This window comes from Paenibacillus polysaccharolyticus, from assembly GCF_900102085.1.
Classification (GTDB): Bacteria; Bacillota; Bacilli; order Paenibacillales; family Paenibacillaceae; genus Paenibacillus; species Paenibacillus polysaccharolyticus.
Window position 1 is genome coordinate 69,781 of record NZ_FMVM01000012.1, and the last position, 23,888, is coordinate 93,668.

Sequence of the window (23,888 nt, forward strand, 5' to 3'; positions counted from 1 at the left end):
ATGTTCGTCCATGTCCATCCTCCTTAAACCTGTCATGCTGCTTTACCGCTGATAAACGAAAAAGTCAAACAGTGAGCCTGTCATTTTCCCCAGAATCATCGCCAGCAACAGTCCAAACAAATATGACCGCATGCCCAACCTTTTAGCCAGAACGGGTAGCACGTTTAATACTTCTGTCAGAGCGGCAGCCAGCAGACCAATAAAAACGCCGCAGAACAATCCAACGATCGGGCTGAGCAACATAACGCCATGCATTTTCCAATGCCAGAAATCGGCTACCGTGCCCAGTAGCGAACCTCCAATGAGAGCACCCTCGTACCAATGCGTTTTGTCATAGGACTGTGTCACTTGAGCCAGTCTCGGAATCATGTCGAGTACAAGAATAAGCGCAATAACACCACTCCCCACAGCGATTCCCCCGGCAATGCCAAGCACAATGCTGATCGCTCCGTTAAGCACGCTCATCGTCGTTCAACTCCCGTTGATTCTGCTTATGCATACGTTCGGTTTCTTCAATGACGACAAATTGGTCTACATTTTGCTGGTAAAGGAACATTTCCACTTCGAGCGGTGTTGGCTCTTCATTCCACTTTTTCTTAAATAGATGGTTGAAAAATACCGCCATGCCGAAGCCGATCCCAAGGGAATAGGCAAGCTGAAATAAGTACGGATGCTCATCCCGGTGTCCTGTCAGCATCTCTACGATGCGAATCTGTACTTCCTGCATATTTACGTCTGCGTGAAAATTCATAATGGTCAGTGCTGAACCGAAGAACAGCAGCAACCATACCAGAATAAACAAGGATTTCGAAGCCTTACCACTACCTGCCATTACTTCAACTAACGTATGCCCGGACCCCATCAGCTCCACATTCACATCCGGCAGAAGCTGCCGAATCCGGGGAATAATCTGCAAGATGTCAATAAGGATCAGGTTGCCGTCCTCCGGTCCGGGCTGCAGCAGTTCAAGTTCCAGTAGCCTGTTTTCCTGTTCCTCGGATGAGGCCAGTACGTGGGCAATATCCCGCAGTTTGACCGCTCGCCCTCTCTGAATGCGAATCCGGCTGCGCATGCGGACGTAGACCGTGGGAGTGGGTGTCTGGGACATCCACAGCACTCCTTTACTGCGTAATTTAGGTTAGTATTTGAAGAATGTGCAAATTTATTACATTTAAGTTGGAAAAGAGTGTGGAGGGAGCGCTGGACGCTCCGGGATGGATCGGTATCGGGCGCTGGTTATCCCCGGATTTCTGGTTCTCTCCTTTTCAAGGAGGAAATCCCGTGATAAACGCGCTCGCTTCGCTCCTTTACCGATTCCTTCCCTCCGCTGACTTGCCTCCCTCTTTTTTCCAAACGAAATGTAAGAATCTTGCGGGGGTGGGCAGGGGGATAAAAGCTGGAAGTCTGGTCGTGGATGAAAAGAGTATGGAGGGTGCTGGACGCTCCGGGATGGATCGGTATCGGGCGCTGGTTATCCCCGGATTTCTCGTTCTCTCCTTTTCAAGGAGGAAATCCCGTGATAAACGCGCTCGCTCCGCTCCTTTACCGATTCCATCCCTCCGCTGGCCTGCCCCTCTCTTTTCCAACGAAATGGAAGTAACTTGCGGGGGGAGGACAGGGGAAAGACTGAAAGCTGGTGCGCTGAGGGGAAAAACATGTAGGCTAGGTTCCTTGGGATGAAGGAAAAGACATGGAAGGCGCTGGACGCTCCGGGATGGATCGATATCGGGCGCTGGTTATCCCCGGATTTCTCGTTCTCTCCTTTTCAAGGAGGAAATCCCGTGATAAACGCGCTCGCTTCGCTCCTTTACCGATTCCTTCCCTCCGCTGGCTTGCCTCCCTCTTGTTCCAAACCAAAGGAAAGAAACTTGCGGGGGTGGGCAGGGGGATGAATGTATGCTGGTGCATCGAAGAAAAAAACATAGGGGCCCTGGACGCTCCGGGATGGATCGGTATCGGGCGCTCTAAATGAGATCGGCATAGGAAGAAATGAGAAAGGCAAGCCAATATACTTCAGCTCGCCCTCCTCTAAATATACTTGGCCAGATCGTATTTGTTGTATCCATTAGGTGATGCTCCTGTCGGACAATTCATGAATCCTAAACACTAACTACGTATCTCATTCTTCTCATCATGCCTCCCCTTCTGCTCCTCCCTTCGATACTTTAAAGGCGTTATTTTCATCATTTTTCGGAACTGTTCGATGAAGTAGCTGGTACTGTTGAACCCAACCTCATACGCGATTTCGGTGACACTGCGCTGTGAGAAACGCAAAAGCTCTGTACTTTTTCGGATACGATAATCCAGCACATATTGCATGGGGGTTGTACGCAGTATTTGCTGAAAGTTTCGGCAGGTCTCCGCACGGCTTAACTGACCTACCTTTGCGATATCGTCCAGCCTGAGCGGCTCGGCATAGTTTTGATGAATCCACATCAGCATATGCTTCATACGTTTGCTACGGATCATCTCTGTTTCGTTATGTTCGAGTGAGTAACCATTCATAATTAACCTTTTCCAGATCTCCAGCACAGCTCCTGCAATGTTCAGTTCATAATATGGAGCCTGCTCTTCAATTTCTTGTCTCACAAGAGCGATATTCTGAAGAAGCTGCTCTCCCCAGGAGTCAGATTTTTCGATCATGAGATATGGCAAATTCGTTGCTGTTACATACGGGTGTACGTATTTCATGTAAAGTTCGGCAGGGGCCAGTGATTGCGGGGACACATTCAAACAGAGATAAATGCTCGGATCGCCCGTACTCCAATCCTCTGCCATGTGCATCATGCCGCTGTTAATGAATACCCCATTTCCTTCTGTAACCGCTACTTGCTGTTCATTAATATGAAATAATACTTCACCTTGAATCACTGCTACAAACTGCAATTCATCATGCCAGTGCAAAGGAATGTACCCTTGTACATGCTCGGATATAGTTGTCTTGTAACAAGCGATAGACAGATCATCAGTACGATGTTCTGTCATTTCCTTTAGCTGTTGATTGATGTCAAATTTTATTTTCCTCAATATTCTCATCTCAATGTTGTTATATTTTTTTGTGCAATATTGATATTAATCAAATCAATTCTGTCTTACTATATCACTATTCTTATATTTAAGGCGAGGCGAATAAACATGAAATCAATAGTGTCAACACCCAAGTTCAAAGGTATACTTCTGGTTTTGACAGGAGCTACTTGTTGGGGTATCGGAGGAACGGTGGCTCAAAATCTATTTCAAATGCACCATATCAATCTTAATTGGTATGTAACCGTGCGATTGTTATGTGCCGGCATCCTTCTCCTTTTACTGCAATTATTTACACCTAGCCGTTCACAGATTCTTGAAGTTTGGAAATCGAAACAAACAGCCCTGCCATTTATTATCTTTGGCTTGGTCGGCATGTTGGCTGTACAGTACACTTACATGGCTTCCATTGATCACGGCAATGCGGCTGTCGCCACACTTTTGCAATATCTTTCTCCTGTCATGATCATGGTATATATGGTATTGCGCAAACAATCCCCACTTACAGCCAAACTTATAATCTGCGCTGCTCTGGCGCTTTTGGGATGTTTTCTTCTGCTTACAAATGGCTCTCTGCATCAGTTATCCGTCTCGCAGCCAGCAGTGATCTGGGGATTGTTATCTGGTGTATCTGCTGCATTTTATACATTGTATGCGGTCAGATTACTTAACGAATTTGATTCTCTCGTGGTCGTTGGCTGGGCCATGGTGATTGGTGGAGTGGGTATGAGCTTTGTTCATGCACCATGGAAGATCCACCTTACACTGCTGACATCAGAGACCTGTAGTTATTTGTTGTTTTCCATATTGATTGGAACGTTACTCGCATTCTGGTTCTACATTGCCAGCCTGAAATACCTCACGCCTCAGGAGACCAGCTTGTTAGGGAGCGCCGAACCTTTGGCGGCAGTGGGTACCACAGTTCTTTGGTTGAATGAGCCCTTCGGTATCTATCAATGGTTAGGTACTGGCTGTATTATCCTTTTAATTGTTCTTTTACAGTTCAAACGTTCGTCCTCCGTGTCCGCACAAAATATTAAAACGACAAATAACCCCATCGCCAAATAACGCGAATTGAGGTTGTTAGTTGTCGTATCATGATGAATCCATACCCATACCGGTGGATGGAATCATCCCTGAATCAATCCTGAATCACTGCGCGATTTGATCGCGAATAGATTGCAGTATTTTTTTCTCCAACCGTGAGACCTGCACTTGGGATATCCCCAGTCTGCTTGCCACTTCGGATTGAGTCTGATCCCTGTAATACCGAAGGTATACGATAAGCCGCTCCCGTTCACTCAGGCCGCCGATTGCTTCATTCAGCGCCAGCTTGTCGAACCACTTCTCCTGAGACTCATCCGCGATCTGATCCATCAGTGTAATCGGATCACCATCATTCTCGAATACCGTCTCATGAATGGAGGTTGGCGGTTTGTTAGCCTCCTGTGCGAATACCACTTCCTCCGGGGTAACCCCGAGTTCAGCGGCAACTTCCTTAATTGTAGGCAATCGATCCAGATGTTTCGAGAGTTCGTCCCTCTTCTTGCGGACTTTATTGGCCATCTCTTTCAGCGAACGACTGACCTTCAAGGTTCCGTCATCCCGCAGGAAACGCTGAATCTCACCAATAATCATCGGTACCGCATACGTCGAGAACTTCACGTCATAACTGAGATCGAACTTGTCCACTGACTTGAGCAGGCCGATACAACCAATCTGGAACAGATCCTCCGGTTCATATCCCCTGTTCATAAAACGCTGCACGACGGACCAGACGAGTCTGATGTTGCAGTTCACCAGCGTATCCCGTGATTCATGGTCACCCGACTGACTGAGCGCAATCAGCCGTTTGACCTCGGCATCGTCCAAATAGGTCTGTGAAGATGGTTTCACTTCAGCATCCATAAGAACACCAACCCCTAATTATACAATGCTTTCTTGGATTCAATCCTTTTTTTCATCTTGATGGAGGTGCCTCTGCCGGGCTCACTGCTGACTTCGAATTCATCCATAAAATTTTCCATGATCGTAAATCCCATGCCCGACCGCTCAAGTTCGGGTTTGGACGTATACAGCGGCTGTTTGGCCAGTTCAAGATCCTCGATGCCTTCACCGCGGTCCTCTACAATGATCGTGATCATATCGTCACGAATCTCGGCCTGAATCGTCACAACACCTTCAGGATTGTTATTGTATCCGTGGATGATGCTATTGGTCACCGCTTCAGAGACAACCGTTTTGAGATCACTAAGCTCGTCCATAGTGGGATCAAGCTGAGAGATAAAAGCCGCAACGGTAACCCGTGCAAACGATTCGTTCTCCGACTTGGCCGCAAATTGCAGATTCATGAAATTTGCCCCTGTTCCTTCATTCATGAGACGACCTCCAGACCTGAGAGAGCAGTGCCCTCATTTTCGTATATCGGCATGATCTTGAACAATCCCGACATTTCCAGCAAACGGTATACCGGCGGATTTACATCACAGACGACCATTTTACCGCCTTTATTTTTGATCAACTTGTATCTTCCCAAAATAACACCTAGGCCTGAACTGTCCATAAATTCGAGGTCTTTCAAACTCAGCACCAGATGTTCACATTGTCTGCGCTGTATCGCTTCATCCATCTGCATACGTACCATGTCAGCTGTATGGTGATCCAGCTCCCCGGATAATCGCACAATCAAAATCCCGCGGTGATGCTCCATGTCCACATTCAAATTCACGTTTGCCCACTCTCCTCCCTGTCTTAGAACAAGGTTTTCTACGTTGCCAAAGGCTTTTCCTGCCCCCCGACAAAACTAGAAGAAAACCCCTATTTAACTACAAAAACCGTTCCAGCCCCAAGGAGAATGGCGCTTCCTGCCGCTTAATCAAACAAGTTCGATGTTGTGCGCTTGAACATCTTCCACCAGCCTGCCTTACCCACGTCTTGCGGAGCCTGAATATCAAACTCTTTAATTACCTCGTTGCCTTGATATACGACGAGTTTACCTACACTCTGACCAGCCTTAATCGGAGCCTTCACTTCTTTGGCTACAATCAGCTCATGCCGGATATCTGTCGACTTGGCTCCTTTGCGCATCAGAACGCTGTAGTTTTGTGCAGCATTCAGCGGCATCTCCGCGACATCACCTTTTTCAATCTTCAGACTGCCCAGCAGATCACCTGCTTTGTACAGTGCCTTCATCGTGTATTGAGCAAATGCATAATCAAACATAGAGGAAACTTCACTGTTCCGGGTTTTGGTATTCGGCTCACCAAGGACTACCGCAACGACACGAAGCCCATCTTTAGAAGCTGTAGCCGACAGACAGAATTTCGCTTCGGAAGTGTACCCCGTTTTCAAACCATCTGCCCCTTGATAGAAACGCACCAGTTTGTTGGTATTCACGAGCCAGAACGGCTTTTCGGAATCTTTACGCAAGTAGTCCTGATATGCACCCGTGTACTTCGTAATGCCCTGATGTTTTAGCAGTTCGCGGCTCATCACCGCGATATCGTGCGCAGAGGAATAATGATTATCCACCGGCAGTCCGTTCGCATTGGCAAAACGTGTATCCTTCATACCCAGCTCCTGCGCACGCTCGTTCATCATCTGTACAAAAGCCTCTTCCGAGCCAGCAAGCTTCTCGGCCATTGCTACAGATGCATCATTGCCGGAGGCCATGGCAATACCTTTCAACATATCATCCACGCTCATCTCTTCCCCAGGCTCCAGAAAGATCTGTGAGCCCCCCATAGACGCCGCATATTCACTCGTTCTTACCTTATCCGTTAACTTCAGTTTGCCTGAACTAATCGCTTCCATGGTAAGCAACATGGTCATAATTTTCGTTATGCTCGCCGGAGGCAACTGATCATGACTGTTTTTCTCATAAATAACAGTTCCCGTATCTGCATCCATCAGAATGGCTGAACGTGCTGATGGAGCCAAATCCGCCCCGCCAGCAGCCTTGGGTGTTTCCTCAGCCAAAGCAGAAGATGCCATTACGGGTAGCAGCATACAAAGGGTCATGAACGATGCCATTATTCTTTTTTTCACTAGATTCCCTCCTCAAATGAATAGCGTGGTGGTAAGTCCTCGCATGTACTGCTATCCATTGTCGGCGGGTTTGAAGTAAATTATTCCAATCTCAGCAGGTTTTCCCTAACTTTTTTTTACTATATAAGTTGAACTAAAAATTTTACACGGTCCACTCCGATGACAGAATAACCTGGAGAGTAGCGGTTATCCCCAGATTTTTTGGATTCCCTTTTCCAAAGGGGAAAATCCGGTGATAAAGGCGAAGCCTATGCTTCCGATGTAGCTTTCTTTTAGAAAGCTTTCAGCTCCGCTTTTTCAGGTTTTTTCTGTCCTCTCCGTTATTGTGTAAAAGAATAGTTCAACTTATATAAGAAAAAAATTATTTATAGGATTTACCTATGTTATTTATCATTTATATATATTTCCCCTATGAGTGATATCAGATTATGATGTATATGTCACAATTGAAATAACTTAGGAGGATGATTCCAATGTCTTTTTATAATAAAAAAGTCCATTTCATAGATGGCAGGCTAGCTGATCTCACCATATACCGAGGAAAGGTACTGCTTGTTGTAAACACAGCCAGTAAGTGTAGCTACGCTCGTCAATTTGAAACACTTCAACAGCTGTACGAAAAGTACCAGCGTTATGGACTCGAGATTCTAGCATTTCCGTGTAACCAGTTTAATGAGAAAGAGCCAGGGGACAATTTTGAAGTGAAAGCTCATTGTGAAAATCAATTGAAGTTAACGTTCCCGTTATTTGAAAAAATTGAAGTCAGGGGGCTGAACGCTCATCCGATCTTTCAATTTTTAACCGAACAAGCACCATTTCTAGGCTTTGACACCGAAACGGCTAGCGGAGAATGGATGGACCATTTTCTAAACGAAAAATTCCCTGATATCTACAAGGGTGATGGGATCAAGTGGAACTTCACTAAATTTTTAATTGATCAGAACGGTCAGGTACGAGGAAGATTTGAGACAACGACGGAACCATTTGACATTGAACCAAGCATTCAATCATTGCTATCCATCTAAAGTGAATATCATCATTCTCATCTTTAATATTATAAAAAAAGGAACAGCTCATTGAGCAAACATCATTCAATGAATTGTTCCTTATTAGGTCCTTCAAACTAAGGATCGCTTTTGTTCATCTTCAGTTCAACATTACATCTTAGGAATAACTGCCAGCACGAGCGCCAAGAAAGCTTCACGTACACGCTCCGTCGTTTCCATTACCTCATCATGAGACAAAGGCTGATCCAAGATCCCCGCTGCCATGTTACTGATGCAAGAAATGCCCAGCACTTCAATGCCCGCATGACGCGCTACGATCACTTCGGAAACGGTGGACATGCCTACTGCATCGGCACCGAGGGTACGAAGCATTCTGATCTCTGCTGGAGTTTCGTAATTAGGGCCAAGCAGACCTGCATACACACCTTCTTGCACATTAAAACCTTGAGTTGCGGCTGTATCTTTAGCAAGTGCACGCAAACGACGGCTGTAGGCTTCGGATAAATCCGGGAAGCGTACGCCAAGCGCAGCATCATTCGGACCAATTAGCGGGTTTTTGCCAGTCATATTCAAATGATCGGAGATGAGCATCAAGTCACCTGCTTGATAAGAAGTATTTACGCCACCAGCTGCATTCGTTACTAGCAGACTACTCACGCCCAGCTCTTTCATGACACGTACCGGGAATGCCGTTAATTCCGGGCCGTATCCTTCGTACATATGAAAGCGGCCTTTCATCATCACAACCGGACGGCCTTGAATCGTACCAAGCAACAGTTCGCCTTCGTGTCCTTCTACAGTGGACACCGGAAAATGCGGAATATCCTGGTACGCAATGTTAACGCCATCCTCAATTAGTTCAGCCAGAACGCCGAGCCCTGACCCGAGAATCAAACCGACTTCCGGTTTGATGGAGCTTTTGCTTTGAATGTAGGCTGCCGCCTCTGCAATCATCTGTTGGTTTAGTGTTGTCATAAGATGTTGTTCCTCCTTGAGTAGTAACGAACCGTTTAAGATTCAGCAAGGTTGTCATGTCTACGCCTGTGTTGGCGTAAGAAATCAGTAATTTAACATGCAACCCGCGTATGTATAACGGCGTTGGTTGGTTTCAAATATAAGTTAACTTAAAACGCTAAAGGTGCAAACCATGCGTTAAGCTTTATTTTGCACGTGGATGATGGGTCTCATAAATTTCTTTCATCGTCTTGCGCCCATGCTGACTGTATTGCTGTCCGGGCTGTTCGACATGACCAAGCATGTCCTGAACCGCACGAGTGTCAGCTCCGTTTGCAATGAGATGAGCCGCAAATGAATGGCGAAGTGTGTGCGGTGTAATCTCACCCGAGATCCCCGCGTCCACAGCAGATTTTTTCAGCAACTTCCAGAATCCCTGACGGGTTAATCGTCTGCCGGATACATTCACAAATAATGCCTGCTCGTCCGTTCCTGCTTTAAGCAATTGTTCACGGAACTCGTCTATATATACGCTCGCCCAGTGGGCAGCCGGTGCACCAATCGGAAGAATGCGCTCTTTACCCGCTCCGCCGCAACGAATGAAGCGCATCCCAGGCTGTACATCCCGTACATCCAGCGCAATCAGTTCCGACACCCGAATGCCCGTAGCGTATAACAACTCCAGCATGGCTCGATCTCGAACGCCTTGGGGCGAGCTGACATCTGGAGAAGCAAGCAACAGTTCGATCTCCGGAATCGTAAGAACTTGGGGAGGTGTCTTGTCGGCCTTGGGTGCTTCCACATCAAACGTAGGATCCTGTACAATCTCGCCACGCCGCATCAGAAAATGGAAATACGATCGCAAAGACACGATGCTGCGAGCAATCGTTGCATTCGCACGGCCGTCCTGTTTGAGCTGACCCACAAATAACACAACATGTGTTCGTCTAACCTCACTTGCATCGCGGATTCCATATTCCTTTTTCACAAATTCCACGAACTTGTCCACATCTCGAAGATAAGATTCCAGTGTGCTACTAGACATTCCTTTATCTTCTTCCAGGTATAAAGCATAGGCGTGTATGGTCTGATTCATGTACAACACTCCTCATCTGACAGCAATGCCAAACGGCAGGCTGCTTCCGTATTTGCATCCCTGACTGTCGGAGCTACTCTCCACGCCTGCAGCTACTCACCGTACCAATAGAAGAGACGAAGGCGCTCCGCCATCGTAGGACGTGCTTCTCCCGTGCCTGGCCAATCCGTTTCCTGAAATACCTTAACCGCATTGCCCGTTGGCATCTGATACTGATCCACAGGTGAAATCCAGCCGTTAAACAGATCGAGTACGTGGTAGAAAAGATACACCAGCGCAGCAAAAAATACAATAAATCGTATAAAACGGAGCCCTCTCCGCACAGATATAATCATTGGAACTGTCCCCTCCCATATTTCAAGTCCAGTATCGTTCTTGAAACAGGGTATGTCCAAATGTCCGGGAATATGCCTTGACGAGCGAACCATAAGCCAGGTTCGTGACCAAAAAAGCTCCCCCGTCAAAACCGCCGGTGAGAGCTTGAAGATAGGCTATGTTATTCTTCATCTTTGGGCTTTTGTTCATTTTTAGCTTTGCAACGATAACAAATTCCATGAAAGTCCAGTCGGTGATCTACTACCGAAAAGTTAAATTCCCGCTCCAGTCGTTCTTCAAGCGGTCCAAGCCAGTCCTCACGTATTTCATCCATACTTCCGCATTGCACGCAGATTAAGTGATGATGGTGATGCTTGGATGTATCTCCGCGCAGATCATAACGCGCTACACCGTCGCCGAAGTTGATTTTCTCTACAACATGCAACTCACTCAATAGTTCGAGGGTACGGTACACGGTTGCCAGACCGATTTCGGGAGCCTTTTCTTTAACGAGCATGAATACATCCTCTGCACTCAGATGATCTTCTTCATTCTCTAAAAGTACTCTTACGGTGGCTTCCCGCTGGGGCGTTAATTTATAACCTTGGGACTGTAGTTGCTGCTTAATTTTATCGATCCGTGCTTCCATTTTCTCCCTCCCCCTAGGAAATCATTGCACACTGCAACTTAACCCACTCTTTTCATTATAGGGGGAGTTCAATATCAAAGTCAACATTTTAGGACATGTAGTACAAGCTAGACAGGAAGTAGCATCGGCGTGACCCAGCGCATCATTGCGGGGGTTATCCAGGTTTCAAAAGAGGCCACCCCAAGCAGCAATACCGCCATAACCACCGTCAAAATAACATAGGAAGCAAACGGTCTTTGACGGCCTGGTGCGCGTTGCATCAAAACGCGATTACGTATGATATATAACGAGAACGTCATCGCAGCCACACTGCAGATCAGCAGGATTGGGATGACGAACAGATTATGCGGCGCTACGGATACAAGTGCAAACAGCAGCCCTTTCCACGAATACTGTCCGACGAGATAACCTACGGTAAAACCGATTAATACCCCTTTTAAAAAATCCAGAACCAGTATGCCTGGTAAACCTACAACAGACAAACCGAGAATAAAGATTAAACCGACCCATTTTAGATGAAGCATGGCAATATCCCAATAGGCAGTGTGCTCTGTCCCTTGCGAACTATGTTGCACCGTCATGAAAAAATTGCCCAAATAGGCTTCGAGATCCTGGCGCTGTTCCAAGGAAAGAGCGTTGACCATCAATGCGCCAAAGATGACACCGACCAGAAATAAGACAGCGACGAATACATATAACGAGGTTTGCCCTTTGAACGTAAAATAAGAAGAACGCATACAGGTACGAGTCCCCTTTCCGGTTATCCTGCTGCAAGGAGATATAAGACATATCAAACGTTAGACTTAATCATCCTTATGATTCAGCTTATGAACCTGGGCTCATCTGTATGACTTCTTGTCCGAATTATAACAACCCGCTCTACACATCATGCTCGTTCTACATTTTCTGAGATGTCTGCTCTTTGGTTGCGACCTTACCGTATGTGCCCCCACCGCCAGAGGACAATGTCAGCCCACCATTACGAGCCGCTACGATCAATTCGGCGAGCACCGGACCAACGACCTCGGCTAGTTGAGCTTCATCTGTACGATGCAGGACAGCCATCTCTGTTCCGAAACGATCCAGCAGTTGACGCAGCTTGGCTTTACCAAGCCCTGGAATGAACTCAAGCGGAACCTGATAATAGTATGGCGGCCTCTCTGCAGGAAGCTCCGGTTGCTTACGATCAGCAATAGCCAGAATACGATCCAGCACCCCTTGAACCAGCTTGGGGCTACCACAAAGAGAACAACGTTCAGCAGACAGATCCTTTTCATCCATGACGCTACCACATGCTGCACAATAGGTCCGGTGATACTTACCGAGTCTTGGATTCAAACCATAATTGGCCGCAATCCTTCTTCCCTCTTTCCCTAGCAATGCCATACGGAATTCGTCAAAAGAAGGCGATGCAATCTGTAACTCATTGTATTCCCGCCCGATTTTACCTAGCGAATGCGCATCCGAATTCGTTAGAAACGGAACCTGATCCAGTTCCCGAATGTAACTCGCCATAGAGGAATCAGAGCTTAGACCCAGTTCAACCGCATCCACAAGGCTCGTGTCCAGCACATCCGCCATACGTGGCGCTGTGCTACCATAAATGCCCTTGTGCGGTGTAAACACGTGAGCGGGTACAATCAACCCGCCGCGTGCCTTGATCTCCGCTTGCATCTCAAGAGCAGGTACATATACCCGCTGGGAGCTGAGATTTACATTTTTCATATAACGTGCCATCCAGGTTGTAAAAGACTTCATGGTACCCAGATCTCGGAAGTAGGCGAGCATGTGGAACTCACGCATCTCAGGCTCGCGAAGCTCGATTTCGGTTCCGAGCAGAATGGTGGTGTCCTGATACGCAATACCGCCGCCCTCAACCTCAGACATCGTACCGTTCTCCAGCAGATCCTCAATATCCCTCTGCACAACCGGAGAATGGCAATCAATAACCCCAAGCAAATGAATTCCTTTACGAGTGGAGGCCTCCCTGGCTATATTCTCAAAAGTTAAGTCACGGCTGCCGCTGATTTTAACTGCCTCACCACGGGACGTGCGTCCGATGTGGATATGCAGATCCGCATAACATGGCTCCCACAGCGGTAGCGTTGCCTTTTGATTTTGCATGATTAAAACCGTCCTGTCGTTTTGTAAATATCCCAGGCATACACAGCCATCATCGTTTTGGCATCACTGATTCGATTTTCGTCCATCAGCTTGTACGCTTCCTCTAGCGTGATCTCCGATACTTCAAGAAACTCATCTTCGTCCAGAGCCATCTCTCCAGCTTCCAGCTCTTCGGCGATATACAGGTGAATGATCTCATCCGCGAAGCCTGGTGAGGTGTAGAAAGACCGCAGATGACGGAGCGACTTGGCTTCATATCCCGTTTCTTCCTTCAGTTCACGCGCTGCAGCCACCTCCGGCTCTTCACCCGGATCAAGCTTGCCCGCAGGAATTTCCACTTCGGTACGTCCCATCGCCTGACGATATTGATCCACGACCAGCATACGATCTCCCCTCAATGCCAGTACCGCTACCGCTCCCGGGTGTTTGATAATCTCTCGGGTCGCCGTCTGTCCGTTAGGTAGCTTTACTGTGTCTACCTGAAGTGAAATCACTTTGCCTTCAAAGATCGGCTTGGTGGATACCGTCACTTCGTCAAGCTTGGGATTCGCAGGTTGAGGTGCATAGATGGATGCAGCAGATGTTTTGGATTTCATGTGTACTTCAGCTCCTTTTCATTTGTGATGGTTCAATTGAGCCGAGTTGATTTACACGGACACTCCGATGACAGAAGAAACTTCCAATCGCTGTTATCCCCAGATTTTTTGATTCTCTTGTTGCAAAGGTAGAAAATCCGGTGATAAAGGCGACCGCTTCGCTTTTCCAGTTTTTTTCTGTCCTCTCCGTTGATGTGTAAAAAATTCGTTCAATTGAACTGAGATGTAGTATATAACTGTGATTTCAGGCATATGGTGAGCCTATAAGAATTTAATCGTGTGTACAAGTCTAATGCGTACAGCGAGAACCAAGGGGGATTCACTAAATGAAAAGTTATCTCACACCTCAGTCTGCGCATGTGGTCGGACAAGCCAGACAAGTACAGCTTATCCTTAGACAGTGGATGCGTGAATGGGGCCCTGAAACCAAACTCAGCGACATGCTTGCGGGACGCAAAGGCTAGAAGCTTCACCATTGTTCAAAAAGTCCGAACCCGGTCTGCACCGAATTCGGACTTTCATTTCTTTTTTCAAAACGCTCCAATTATATCATCTCATAGACTATCAAATATCCCAATCACTTATTTGCCTTTTGCCGTTTCCTGCACAATCGCGATAACGACCTGGGACAGTTTCACAATGTCTGCTGCGCGAATGCGTTCTTTGGTCGTGTGGATATCTTCATACCCTACAGCCAGATTCGCCGTCGGAATGCCGAACCCGTTAAAAATGTTCGCATCACTGCCACCGCCAGAAGCAAACGTGCTTGTTTCCAGACCCAGGCTTCGAATCGCACGCTGGGCAAGTTGCACTACCTCATGGTCATCATGGAAGCCAAATGCAGGATATTTAATCTCACTGCGGAACTCTGCGGTTGCGCCATATTTGCGACATGTCGTCTCCAATGCTTCACGCATTTGGGCAATTTGCTGTTCAATTTTCTCCTGCACAATACTGCGAGCCTCCGCATCGATCTGAACAAAGTCACATACCACGTTCAGTGCAGAGCCACCTTGAAATTTGCCAATATTCGCTGTCGTTTCGTCGTCAATGCGTCCAAGCTTCATCGCCGCAATCGCTTTGGCTGCAACCTGAATGGCACTGATTCCATCTTCTGGATTCACTCCGGCATGCGCCGACTTGCCATAGATTTTCATCTCAATCTCTGCTCTTGCTGGAGCAGCCACACAGATCGTACCCACTGCTCCGTTAGAATCCAGCGCATAACCAAAGGAAGCATCGATATCTTTCGGATTCATTGCTCGTGCACCGACAAGACCCGACTCCTCTCCGACCGTAATCACAAACTGAATTTTGCCATGCGGAATGTTGTTCTCCTGAATAACACGAATGGCTTCAAACAGAGCCGCAATGCCCGCCTTGTCATCCGCTCCCAGAATTGTTGTGCCATCACTGCGAATCCATCCGTCCTCACCAAGCTCCGGTTTGATTCCCTGTCCGGGGGTTACGGTGTCCATGTGACATGTGAAGAGCATCGGCTCTACACCTTCTACACCTGCCACACCTTCAGCTTCCAGTGTAACGACCAGATTGCCTGCTCCATGCCCTGTCTCGTTCATTGTATCGTCCTCATAGACATGAAGACCAAGACCCGCGAATTGTTCCTTTAACACCTTGGATATATTCTGTTCATTCTTTGTTTCGCTATCAATCTGCACCAAATCCATAAAATGCTGAATCACACGCTGTTCATTAATCATTAGACTTTCCTCCCTATCGTAGATACGGTACAATACAGGTACTATGGCTTGTTCAAAAGTTCTGAAAGGAGTTCTCTCTTCATGCAAAATAAGAAATGGTTCAAAATTGTGATCTATCTCATGCTGGCAGCTATGGTTGGCTCCACTCTTTTCATCGCACTGGAACCGTTGCTGTTTGGATAGTCATCCTGACCTGAAGCTCTTCCAACGCGCTGTCTACAGACGCTGGAGAGCTTCTTTTTCTGTACTCCACATCAGATCATATGGGAATATACGCTGAAAATAAGGAACAATGTCCCGGGCTACCTGCTCAACTGTGTATGAATTCCCCGTGATATCCTCCAAAGAAGTCACACCATACTGTTCAATTCCACATGGAATGATACCCTGAAACCCAGCATGTTGAATGCCTGAGGTAATGTTAAAAGCAAACCCGTGACTCGTCACGAATCCACGTCGATGCTTACACCGATTAAACTTAATGCCGATGGCTGCAATCTTCAGATCACCGATCCATACGCCCGTATATCCTTCTTTGCGCTCGGATTCAACGCCCTGATCGGCGAGATAATCGATCATCACCTGCTCCAGCTTACGCAAGTAAGCATGCAGATCCAGTTCCTCATCCCGACCTAGTACTAACAAAGGGTAACCTACCAATTGACCCGGTCCATGATAAGTAATATCACCGCCGCGATCAATTTGAAACAAAGAGATGCCCTGCGCTTTCAGCTCTTCCTCACTCCACAGCAGATGCTCCGGATGGTTCTGTGAACCAATGGTATAGGTTGGTGGATGCTGTAAAAGCAACAGCTGTTCAGGACCTTCACCTTCGTCCAGTTGCTGCACAATTGATTTCTGAAGATTCCATGCCGCTTCATAATCCAGCATCGGTATGTATGCCACATTCAGCGGTTTGCCCATGTTTCCTCACATCCTTCTGCCCATGGTTTAATATATGAAGATACATCCGTCTCTAGACAGCCAGAAAAGTGCACGGCCCGAGGCACATACACTTTCCCGTCTTTCTATAATATAAACTTAATACACTTTCGTTTCCATGTTGTAGCCTTCCAGGTTCTCCTTAACACGTTGCAGGAACCGTCCACAGATGACGCCATCCAGAATCCGATGATCCAGAGAAAGACACAAGTTAGCCATGGACCGCACCGCGATCATATCATTAATGACCACCGGTTTCTTCACAATGGATTCAAAGGTAAGAATAGCGGCCTGTGGATAGTTGATAATTGGCTGGGACAAGATCGAACCAAATGAACCTGTATTGTTCACTGTAAATGTACCGCCTTGCATGTGATCCAGCTTCAGCGTACCTTCACGGGTCTTGCGAGCCAGATCATCAATCTCGCGAGCGAGACCCGCGATATTACGCTGATCGGCCTGTTTGATGACCGGTGTAAGCACCGAATCCTCTGTACCTACAGCCATGGACAAGTTAATATCCCGCTTCACAATAATTTTATCAACAGCCCATACTGAGTTCATGATCGGGTAATCTTTAATTGCATTGACGACACCCTTCATCATAAACGAAAGATAGGTCAGGTTAATGCCCTCTTTCCGTTTGAACTCATCCTTCAATTTGTTGCGCAACATGACGAGGTTGGTTACATCCACTTCAATCATGGTCCACGCATGAGGGATTTCAGATACACTTTGACGCATGTTACGCGCTATGGCATTACGCACAGGGGTAACATCGATAAAATATTCTGATCTTCCTTGTCCGCCGCCTTCCACTTCAATCTGTGGAATTTTCGGACTTTCGGTCAGGTGGATTCCGGAATGACGCACAGGAACGCCTGCATCGGATGCAGGTAGTGTCTGTCCTGCCACGCCACCAGAAGCTACCGAACCTGTATTCAAACCTGTATCTCTGATTCCACTGAACGGTGAAGAAGATATCGACTGTACTCCCTGATTGGCCGCAACAGATGTTTGTTCAGACGCTGATGTTGCATTCGCTTGACCACCTTGCCCAACATAGGCAAGTACGTCTTTACGTGTGATTCGACCGCCAGCCCCTGTTCCCGAAACCTGCTGCAGATTCAGTCCATGCTCTGCTGCCAAGGACTGTACTGCAGGAGAATACCGATGACGCATCGGCTGATTCGGATCAAATGCTGCTGCATTTGATCCTGTAGCTGCTACAGGAGATTGGCCTCCAGTACGCGGTGCTTGAGCTTGCCGAATCGGTTCCTCCTGACTCGCAGCAGGTGGAACTTGTTCAGCTGTATCTTCATCCGAAGCAGCGACTTGCATGCGGCAGATGGCTTCACCTACAGCAATTGTCGTACCCTCTTCCACCAATAGATCACCCATAATGCCATCCACCGTAGACGGTATCTCGGCATTCACTTTATCCGTAATGACTTCGCAGATCGGCTCGTACTGCTCCACACGGTCACCCGGTTTTTTCAACCATTTGGCTATGGTAGCCGAGACCAGAGATTCCGCGAGCTGCGGCATAATGACCTCGATCCATTTCATACGTTCAGCCATTGATTTATCACTCCAAACTTTGTTCTATCTTTATCGATTAATACGCTGCAAGTTCACGCATGGCTGTTTTGGCTTTATCCTTGCTCAGCATATAAAATTTCTCCAGCGTAGGACTGATTGGCATAGCTGGTACATCTGGACCGCACAAACGCTGAATAGGGGCGTCCAGATCAAACAGACATTCCTCACTGATGATCGCCGCCACTTCTGCGCCTACACCACCGGTTTTGTTATCTTCGTGCACGATCAGCACCTTGCCTGTCAACCGGGCAGAATCGATAATCGCTTCACGGTCGAGCGGTTGCAGTGTACGCAGATCCAGTACGTGTGCCGTGATACCTTCTTCCCGTTCCAGCTCCTCAGCGGCCTGCATAACAAAATGCAATGGCTGACTGTACCCGATAACTGTAATATCGGCACCTTCACGAAGCACATTGGCCTTACCGATTGGAACGATGTAATCATCTTCAGGCACATCTTCCTTGATCAGCTTGTAACATTTTTTATTTTCGAAAAAGAGTACCGGGTCCGGGTCGCGGACAGCCGCTTTCAGCAAACCTTTCGCGTCATACGCCGAGTAAGGAGCAATGATTTTGAGTCCCGGTGTACCAAAGAAGATGGATTCCGGACATTGGGAGTGGTACAAGCCGCCGAAGATCCCGCCACCGATTGGCGCTCGAATCACAATTGGACAGCTCCAATCATTGTTGGAGCGATAGCGGATTTTGGCCGCCTCACTAATAATCTGATTTGTTGCCGGCAACATAAAGTCCGAATATTGCATTTCCGCAATCGGCTTCATGCCGTACATTGCTGCACCGATAGCCACACCGGCAATCGCCGATTCAGATAGTGGCGTATCCATGACACGCATCTCGCCAAATTGATCCTGCAACCCTTTGGTTGTGGTGAACACGCCACCTTTTACACCGACGTCCTCGCCAAGAACAAAAACATTCTCGTCCCGTTCCATCTCTTCTTTCATTGCGAGACGGATTGCATCAATATATTCCATCATAGCCATGATTACCGTCCCCCTTCTTCGCTGTCTGCATAGACATGCGTCAGCGTGTCCTCAGGTTTGGGATATGGCGCATTGTCTGCATATTCAGTTGCTTCTTTCATTTCCAGCGCAAGCTGGGAAGCCAGATCCGCATCCCGGGCTTCGTCCCAGATGCCGCATTCAATCAAATAATTTTTCATCCGAAGTACGCCGTCTTTCTTCCAGTTCTCCTCAACTTCTTCCTTCGTCCGGTAGGCCAAGTCATTATCCGAAGTCGAGTGTGGAGACAAACGATACATCATCGCTTCAATCAGTGTCGGACCTTCGCCGGCGATAGCGCGCTGGCGTGCTTCCTTCACAGCCGCGTACACTTCGAGTGCATCGTTGCCATCTACGCGAAGTCCCGGGAAACCATACCCCAGTGCACGATCAGAGATTTTGCCGCTGAGCTGTTTGTGAATAGGAACCGAAATTGCATATTGATTGTTCTCACACATAATGATGACAGGCAGCTTATGCACACCTGCAAAGTTCGCGCCTTCGTGGAAATCCCCCTGGTTGCTTGAACCTTCCCCAAAGGTAACAAAAGAAACAAACTCTTTCTTCTGCATTTTGGCAGCAAGAGCAAATCCGACCGCATGAGGAACTTGTGTAGTCACCGGGCTGGACCCGGTAACGATACGCAGTTTCTTATGACCAAAGTGGCCTGGCATCTGCCGGCCGCCACTGTTTGGATCTTCGGCCTTGGCAAAGGCAGACAGCATCAGCTCACGCGGTGTCATACCTACGGCCATAACGAAACCGTAATCGCGGTAATAAGGCAAAAAGTAATCATGATCACGGTCCAAACCAAAAGCCGCCCCGACTTGCGCTGCCTCCTGACCCACACCGGATACGTGAAAGTTAATTTTGCCCGCCCGCTGCAAGAGCAAGCAACGTTCGTCAAACTTGCGTGCAAGCAGCATGTATTTGTACATATCTAAAACTTCTCCATCAGTTAGTCCCAGTTGTTGATGTCGATGAACCGCATCTGCAGTACCTTGTGAACTCATATGAGGTACCTCCTTTTAATCAAAGCCTTTTGCAAGTCCTACTACCCGATCTTATAACCTGGTACTAAGACTTGGCTTAACCTTATTATAATCCCTTTTGCCCAAAAAAGGAAAGTACCTTTCTCACTCAGGGTTGTCTGACTTACATTCCAATCGCTTTTCCATCCACGGCTAACATCGCTTCGCCCATAATTTCCGACAATGAAGGATGCGGATGTATGGTCTGTCCGACTTCCCATGGCGTTGCATCCAGCATTTGTGCCAATGCAGCCTCAGCGATCAATTCCGTAACATGGGTGCCAATCATATGTACCCCTAAAATATCATTCGTTTTGGCATCCGCAATAACCTTCACGAATCCATCGCGACTTCCGTGAATCAAAGACTTGCCGATGGCCTGGAATGGGAACTTGCCGGTTTTGATCTCGTATCCGCGTTCCTTAGCTTCTTTCTCGGTGAATCCAATGCTGGCAGCTTCCGGGCGTGTATACACGCAGCGCGGAATCCGATGTGCTTCAACCGGATGCACGCTCTCACCAGCAAGATGATTGACTGCAAGGATGCCTTCGTGACTTGCGGCATGAGCAAGCTGTAACCCGCCGATACAATCACCAATCGCATAGATATGGCCTTCTCCAGTCTGCAGGTGTTTGTTGACCGCAATAAAACCTCGTTCCACTTTGATATCGGTATTCTCAAGTCCGATATTTTCAACATTAGCTTGACGCCCAACAGACACCAGCATTTTTTCAGCCGTCAGCGTTTCTACCTTATCTCCCGCAAGCTGCACGTCAATGTTCACGTTCTGATCATCGGTGTGGTAACTGTCGGTCATCAGCTTAGCGCCAGTCAAGAAACGCACGCCTCGTTTACCAAGTAAACGTTGCATTTCTTTTGCTATATCCTCGTCTTCTGCAGGAAGCACATGAGCCGCTGTCTCAACCACCGTAACACTCACGCCAAAGTCATTCAGCATAGAGGCCCATTCCAGACCGATAACACCACCGCCCACAATGAGGATTGAAGCTGGCAATTCGTCCATGCGAAGCGCTTCATCACTGCTCATGATGTATCGTCCATCCGGTTCAAGACCCGGTAGCACACGTGGACGTGAGCCCGTAGCAATAATCAGGTTCGTTGGAACGACCGTGTCCATCTCGCCATCCTCATACTCCACCGCTACAGCCCCGCTCTGTGGTGAGAAGATCGACGGCCCGATCACACGTCCTTTGGCGTGCACGACTTCGATTTTATTTTTTTTCATCAAATATTGAACGCCCTGATGAAGTTGCTCCACAATCGCATCTTTACGCGCCTGAACCTTCGGGAACACAAGCGTTGTTCCTGTTGTCTCGATGCCGTAGCTCTCGCTATCCTGAATCTCAGCGTACATCTCGGCACTTTTTAGCAGCGCCTTGCTTGGGATACATCCACGATGCAGGCAAGTTCCACCTAGCTTGTCCTTTTCTATAATAACGACCTTTTTGCCTAGCTGGGCAGCACGGATCGCCGCAACATATCCGCCCGTTCCTCCACCTAATACAGCAACATCACATGGTATTGGCATCTCTATGTTCTCCTCTATATGCTCATTTTTTTGAAAATAAATATTAATAAAATGACCGATGGTACCTTAACATTTTTCTTATCCTCTATATATCATTGTACTCTCCTTGCGTGGTCAACTCAAAATTTGACCCATTCTCGCATGGACAGTCTGTACATTCCAAGCTATGATATAAGCAGGGATTCCCTGTAAGCGTAACCTTTATTTTATGTCTACACTGGCAGAAAGGGTATAATGCTCATGAATACAAAAATAGTCTTTGCGCGCTTTCTCGCAATTGTTATACTCGTTATCCCAGGCTTAATGGCCATGAAGGGCTTCCTCATGATGAAAGATGCCTTATTTCTATATTACGCGGAGCACGGAAACGACCTGATCGCTCCCGGATTCCAGTGGCTTTCCTTCTTGGGTGGGCTCGTGCTTTTTGCGGCAGGCATGAGTTTTCTCGGAGGCTGGATTCTGTTTCGCGACCGCAAACGCAATTATGTAGGACCACGTTTTCGCTCCAAAAAACAGTCAGAACAGATGGAAACACCCGGAAGCACTTCATGATTCCGGGCTTTTTTGTTTTCTGCGCATGATTAGAGATGCTTCATTCATACAAGGCATCTCGAAGTTTAGTGGACATGCGTGACTCTTTCGAAGATGATTTCAGAATCGTTCTGCGCAATGTCAGATTGCTGGCTTGTAGCCGTTCTGCTTCTGTCAGTAGTTCTGTAAATAATGCCTGCGCAGCTTCATCCAGCTTGCCTTGGTTATTCAGCTCCTCATATCGTTGCTTCAGTGAGGTTAATGCTTCGTTCATTGGTAACACCTCTTTTCAGATAACTCTAGTGGCTCCAGCTTTCGGAACCAACATCGTAACCATCCATATAGTAACACAAACCGATTTATATTAGTTCTGGCTCTTTCCAAAGAAGATGTGGTAATCTGTAATGGTCGCTTTTTTTGAATTCCGTATGCGAGAGGGGTAGCAGCACCGTGCAAACTGGACGTATTACCGTAATTACTGGACCCATGTTCAGTGAAAAATCTGGTGAACTTATTCGCCGTTGTCAGAAACTTATTCAATTTGGCCGTAAAAAGGTCGTTGCCTACAAACCAGCCGAGGATGATCGATTCGCTCAGGACGAGATCGTAAGCCGGATCGGCTACAGACTTCCTGCCCATTCCATTCCCCGGCAATTAACGCCGGAATCCGTTGAGACCATTCTGAATCAAACCATAGATGCCGATGTTGTTGCCTTTGATGAAGTTCAGTTTTTCAGCAGTGCCATCATGGAACTCGTTTCCGAACTGGCTTACTGTGGCAAACATGTGATTGTGGATGGACTGAACATGGATTATCGCGGAAAAGAATTCGGATATATCGGTGGCCTGCTTGCCATGGCTGATGATATTGAGAAACTTTCTGCATTCTGCGCGGTATGCGGCAGCCCGGATGCTGCCTTTACACAGCGAATTGTCAACGGAGAGCCTGTTACATTGGGTCCAGTTGTCATGATCGGCGATTCGGAGGCTTATGAGCCCCGCTGTCGTTGCTGCTTTATTCCTCCTCATAAAGTGGAATGCCCGTCCTAAGATACACTCAGAACCAAAGCCCAATTGGGCTTTTTTTTATTGCCAGCAACAGAACAGGCACAAAAAAGCACCGCTGTGTGCGATGCTCTCCAAATCACTTCCCGCTAGTCACGGGAAACAAAATATTTGTTGGTCATGTAATATGCGTCGCCACGTGACGTTTCTACCATTCCTTTTTTGGCATCCAGGAATACAATCTCTTTACATTTCGTGCAATACCATTTGGTACGTTTATAAGGAGATTCTGTGACGTAGGCCGTGCCGCATTTACAATCAATTTTCATCAATAGCTCGGTGGATTTATAAGCACTGGACAGACGTTCCAGGTTATCCTGCTGCTGTGTTGGCATGATCGTCTGCTGATAATCGGATAAATGATTTTGAACCTTAAAGTCTGCGACCAAACCTGCATTTAACCCAAAAAACTCTTTGCCGATCTCCGTTACGAAGCGTCTCTCATTTCTATAACAATCGAGCCATTCAACAATCTGCTTATTAGACAGTGGAACCGTACCCTTGATACCGCTATTTAAGGTGTAGGTCATGATGTATAAAGTATCGTCTTGTCTTCCTGAGTACATTAGAATCCTCCTTCGAATACATTTGCTAATGTACTACAAAAACGC

30 protein-coding genes are annotated in these 23,888 nt (G+C 47.3%); 8 read left to right on the forward strand and 22 right to left on the reverse strand.

Annotated elements, in window-relative coordinates; translation table 11 throughout:
* Positions 1 to 42: 42 nt before the first annotated feature.
* Positions 43 to 465: a stage V sporulation protein AB gene (locus BLQ13_RS17495; RefSeq protein WP_090922419.1), complete on the reverse strand. Its 423-nt coding sequence runs from the start codon at positions 463 to 465 to the stop codon at positions 43 to 45.
* On the reverse strand, positions 452 to 1,108 hold the full coding sequence (locus BLQ13_RS17500) for a stage V sporulation protein AA (RefSeq protein ID WP_090922421.1): 657 nt from the start codon (positions 1,106 to 1,108) through the stop codon (positions 452 to 454). The genes BLQ13_RS17495 and BLQ13_RS17500 overlap by 14 nt, the downstream gene beginning before the upstream one ends.
* 306 nt (positions 1,109 to 1,414) lie before the next feature.
* Here BLQ13_RS17500 and BLQ13_RS28330 point away from each other — a divergent pair, with 306 nt between their 5' ends.
* Both BLQ13_RS28330 and BLQ13_RS17510 read left to right on the forward strand, forming a co-directional pair.
* Positions 1,415 to 1,600, forward strand: a complete 186-nt coding sequence (locus BLQ13_RS28330) for a hypothetical protein (RefSeq protein ID WP_139168917.1) — start codon at positions 1,415 to 1,417, stop codon at positions 1,598 to 1,600.
* A 90-nt stretch (positions 1,601 to 1,690) separates the two neighbouring features.
* On the forward strand, positions 1,691 to 1,972 hold the full coding sequence (locus BLQ13_RS17510; protein ID WP_090922426.1) for a hypothetical protein: 282 nt from the start codon (positions 1,691 to 1,693) through the stop codon (positions 1,970 to 1,972).
* A gap of 134 nt (positions 1,973 to 2,106) precedes the next feature.
* On the opposite strand, the gene BLQ13_RS17515 is transcribed toward BLQ13_RS17510, so the two are convergent.
* Positions 2,107 to 2,985, reverse strand: a complete 879-nt coding sequence (locus BLQ13_RS17515; protein ID WP_244159357.1) for an AraC family transcriptional regulator — start codon at positions 2,983 to 2,985, stop codon at positions 2,107 to 2,109.
* A gap of 150 nt (positions 2,986 to 3,135) precedes the next feature.
* On the opposite strand from BLQ13_RS17515, the gene BLQ13_RS17520 reads away from it, so the two are divergent.
* On the forward strand, positions 3,136 to 4,095 hold the full coding sequence (locus BLQ13_RS17520; RefSeq protein WP_090922430.1) for a DMT family transporter: 960 nt from the start codon (positions 3,136 to 3,138) through the stop codon (positions 4,093 to 4,095).
* Positions 4,096 to 4,179: 84 nt separating this feature from the next.
* Here the strand turns inward: BLQ13_RS17520 and sigF are convergent, their stop codons facing one another.
* From sigF to BLQ13_RS17540, 4 genes are all read right to left on the reverse strand, one after another.
* Positions 4,180 to 4,935: an RNA polymerase sporulation sigma factor SigF gene (sigF, locus tag BLQ13_RS17525; RefSeq protein ID WP_090922432.1), complete on the reverse strand. Its 756-nt coding sequence runs from the start codon at positions 4,933 to 4,935 to the stop codon at positions 4,180 to 4,182.
* A 14-nt stretch (positions 4,936 to 4,949) separates the two neighbouring features.
* The gene (gene spoIIAB / locus BLQ13_RS17530) at positions 4,950 to 5,405 is read right to left on the reverse strand and encodes an anti-sigma F factor (protein WP_090922434.1); all 456 of its coding nucleotides are present in this window, start codon (positions 5,403 to 5,405) and stop codon (positions 4,950 to 4,952) included.
* Positions 5,402 to 5,755, reverse strand: coding sequence for an anti-sigma F factor antagonist (gene spoIIAA / locus BLQ13_RS17535; protein WP_090922436.1), 354 nt, complete (start codon positions 5,753 to 5,755; stop codon positions 5,402 to 5,404). The genes spoIIAB and spoIIAA overlap by 4 nt, the downstream gene beginning before the upstream one ends.
* Positions 5,756 to 5,898: 143 nt before the next feature.
* Entirely contained in the window at positions 5,899 to 7,020 is a 1,122-nt protein-coding gene (locus BLQ13_RS17540) for a D-alanyl-D-alanine carboxypeptidase family protein (protein ID WP_420848947.1), read from the reverse strand.
* 527 nt (positions 7,021 to 7,547) lie between these two features.
* Here BLQ13_RS17540 and BLQ13_RS17545 point away from each other — a divergent pair.
* Positions 7,548 to 8,099 carry a glutathione peroxidase gene (locus BLQ13_RS17545; protein ID WP_090922440.1) on the forward strand — a complete coding sequence of 184 codons (552 nt, stop codon included), beginning with the start codon at positions 7,548 to 7,550 and terminating at the stop codon, positions 8,097 to 8,099.
* Between the two features lie 132 nt (positions 8,100 to 8,231).
* On the opposite strand, the gene BLQ13_RS17550 is transcribed toward BLQ13_RS17545, so the two are convergent.
* The 7 genes from BLQ13_RS17550 to BLQ13_RS17580 form a co-directional block, all read right to left on the reverse strand.
* Positions 8,232 to 9,056 (reverse strand): purine-nucleoside phosphorylase, encoded by an 825-nt coding sequence (locus BLQ13_RS17550; RefSeq protein ID WP_090922442.1) that lies wholly within the window; start codon positions 9,054 to 9,056, stop codon positions 8,232 to 8,234.
* A 184-nt stretch (positions 9,057 to 9,240) separates the two neighbouring features.
* Entirely contained in the window at positions 9,241 to 10,131 is an 891-nt protein-coding gene (locus BLQ13_RS17555) for a tyrosine recombinase (protein ID WP_090922444.1), read from the reverse strand.
* Between the two features lie 92 nt (positions 10,132 to 10,223).
* Positions 10,224 to 10,466: a DUF4227 family protein gene (locus tag BLQ13_RS17560; protein ID WP_090922446.1), complete on the reverse strand. Its 243-nt coding sequence runs from the start codon at positions 10,464 to 10,466 to the stop codon at positions 10,224 to 10,226.
* A gap of 161 nt (positions 10,467 to 10,627) precedes the next feature.
* The gene (gene fur, locus BLQ13_RS17565) at positions 10,628 to 11,095 is read right to left on the reverse strand and encodes a ferric iron uptake transcriptional regulator (RefSeq protein WP_090922447.1); all 468 of its coding nucleotides are present in this window, start codon (positions 11,093 to 11,095) and stop codon (positions 10,628 to 10,630) included.
* 107 nt (positions 11,096 to 11,202) lie between these two features.
* Complete coding sequence (gene spoIIM / locus BLQ13_RS17570; RefSeq protein ID WP_090922449.1) at positions 11,203 to 11,832, reverse strand: stage II sporulation protein M; 630 nt, start codon at positions 11,830 to 11,832, stop codon at positions 11,203 to 11,205.
* A gap of 160 nt (positions 11,833 to 11,992) precedes the next feature.
* On the reverse strand, positions 11,993 to 13,219 hold the full coding sequence (locus BLQ13_RS17575; protein WP_090922451.1) for an endonuclease Q family protein: 1,227 nt from the start codon (positions 13,217 to 13,219) through the stop codon (positions 11,993 to 11,995).
* Between the two features lie 2 nt (positions 13,220 to 13,221).
* Entirely contained in the window at positions 13,222 to 13,815 is a 594-nt protein-coding gene (locus BLQ13_RS17580) for an NUDIX domain-containing protein (RefSeq protein WP_090922453.1), read from the reverse strand.
* A gap of 326 nt (positions 13,816 to 14,141) precedes the next feature.
* On the opposite strand from BLQ13_RS17580, the gene BLQ13_RS17585 reads away from it, so the two are divergent.
* Entirely contained in the window at positions 14,142 to 14,279 is a 138-nt protein-coding gene (locus BLQ13_RS17585) for a Z-ring formation inhibitor MciZ (protein ID WP_090922454.1), read from the forward strand.
* Between the two features lie 117 nt (positions 14,280 to 14,396).
* Here BLQ13_RS17585 and BLQ13_RS17590 read toward each other — a convergent pair whose 3' ends face one another.
* Complete coding sequence (locus BLQ13_RS17590; protein WP_090922456.1) at positions 14,397 to 15,536, reverse strand: M20/M25/M40 family metallo-hydrolase; 1,140 nt, start codon at positions 15,534 to 15,536, stop codon at positions 14,397 to 14,399.
* 81 nt (positions 15,537 to 15,617) lie between these two features.
* Here BLQ13_RS17590 and prli42 point away from each other — a divergent pair, with 81 nt between their 5' ends.
* On the forward strand, positions 15,618 to 15,719 hold the full coding sequence (gene prli42 / locus BLQ13_RS17595; RefSeq protein ID WP_090922458.1) for a stressosome-associated protein Prli42: 102 nt from the start codon (positions 15,618 to 15,620) through the stop codon (positions 15,717 to 15,719).
* Between the two features lie 33 nt (positions 15,720 to 15,752).
* Here prli42 and lipB read toward each other — a convergent pair whose 3' ends face one another.
* The 5 genes from lipB to lpdA all read right to left on the reverse strand — a co-directional run bounded on the left by lipB (position 15,753) and on the right by lpdA (position 21,681).
* Positions 15,753 to 16,460 (reverse strand): lipoyl(octanoyl) transferase LipB, encoded by a 708-nt coding sequence (gene lipB / locus BLQ13_RS17600; RefSeq protein WP_090922460.1) that lies wholly within the window; start codon positions 16,458 to 16,460, stop codon positions 15,753 to 15,755.
* A gap of 117 nt (positions 16,461 to 16,577) precedes the next feature.
* Entirely contained in the window at positions 16,578 to 18,059 is a 1,482-nt protein-coding gene (locus BLQ13_RS17605; RefSeq protein WP_090922462.1) for a dihydrolipoamide acetyltransferase family protein, read from the reverse strand.
* A gap of 37 nt (positions 18,060 to 18,096) precedes the next feature.
* A complete protein-coding gene (locus tag BLQ13_RS17610; RefSeq protein WP_090922464.1) occupies positions 18,097 to 19,083 on the reverse strand; it encodes an alpha-ketoacid dehydrogenase subunit beta in 987 nt (328 codons plus the stop codon).
* 2 nt (positions 19,084 to 19,085) lie between these two features.
* The gene (locus BLQ13_RS17615) at positions 19,086 to 20,114 is read right to left on the reverse strand and encodes a thiamine pyrophosphate-dependent dehydrogenase E1 component subunit alpha (protein WP_090922468.1); all 1,029 of its coding nucleotides are present in this window, start codon (positions 20,112 to 20,114) and stop codon (positions 19,086 to 19,088) included.
* Between the two features lie 142 nt (positions 20,115 to 20,256).
* Entirely contained in the window at positions 20,257 to 21,681 is a 1,425-nt protein-coding gene (lpdA, locus tag BLQ13_RS17620) for a dihydrolipoyl dehydrogenase (protein WP_090922470.1), read from the reverse strand.
* Positions 21,682 to 21,915: 234 nt separating this feature from the next.
* Here lpdA and BLQ13_RS17625 point away from each other — a divergent pair, with 234 nt between their 5' ends.
* Positions 21,916 to 22,233: a DUF2627 domain-containing protein gene (locus tag BLQ13_RS17625; protein ID WP_090922472.1), complete on the forward strand. Its 318-nt coding sequence runs from the start codon at positions 21,916 to 21,918 to the stop codon at positions 22,231 to 22,233.
* Between the two features lie 40 nt (positions 22,234 to 22,273).
* On the opposite strand, the gene BLQ13_RS17630 is transcribed toward BLQ13_RS17625, so the two are convergent.
* Positions 22,274 to 22,486: a hypothetical protein gene (locus tag BLQ13_RS17630; protein WP_090922474.1), complete on the reverse strand. Its 213-nt coding sequence runs from the start codon at positions 22,484 to 22,486 to the stop codon at positions 22,274 to 22,276.
* 176 nt (positions 22,487 to 22,662) lie between these two features.
* Here BLQ13_RS17630 and BLQ13_RS17635 point away from each other — a divergent pair, with 176 nt between their 5' ends.
* Positions 22,663 to 23,262, forward strand: coding sequence for a thymidine kinase (locus BLQ13_RS17635; protein ID WP_090922476.1), 600 nt, complete (start codon positions 22,663 to 22,665; stop codon positions 23,260 to 23,262).
* A 104-nt stretch (positions 23,263 to 23,366) separates the two neighbouring features.
* On the opposite strand, the gene BLQ13_RS17640 is transcribed toward BLQ13_RS17635, so the two are convergent.
* Positions 23,367 to 23,843 (reverse strand): hypothetical protein, encoded by a 477-nt coding sequence (locus tag BLQ13_RS17640; protein ID WP_090922478.1) that lies wholly within the window; start codon positions 23,841 to 23,843, stop codon positions 23,367 to 23,369.
* Positions 23,844 to 23,888 lie beyond the last annotated feature (45 nt).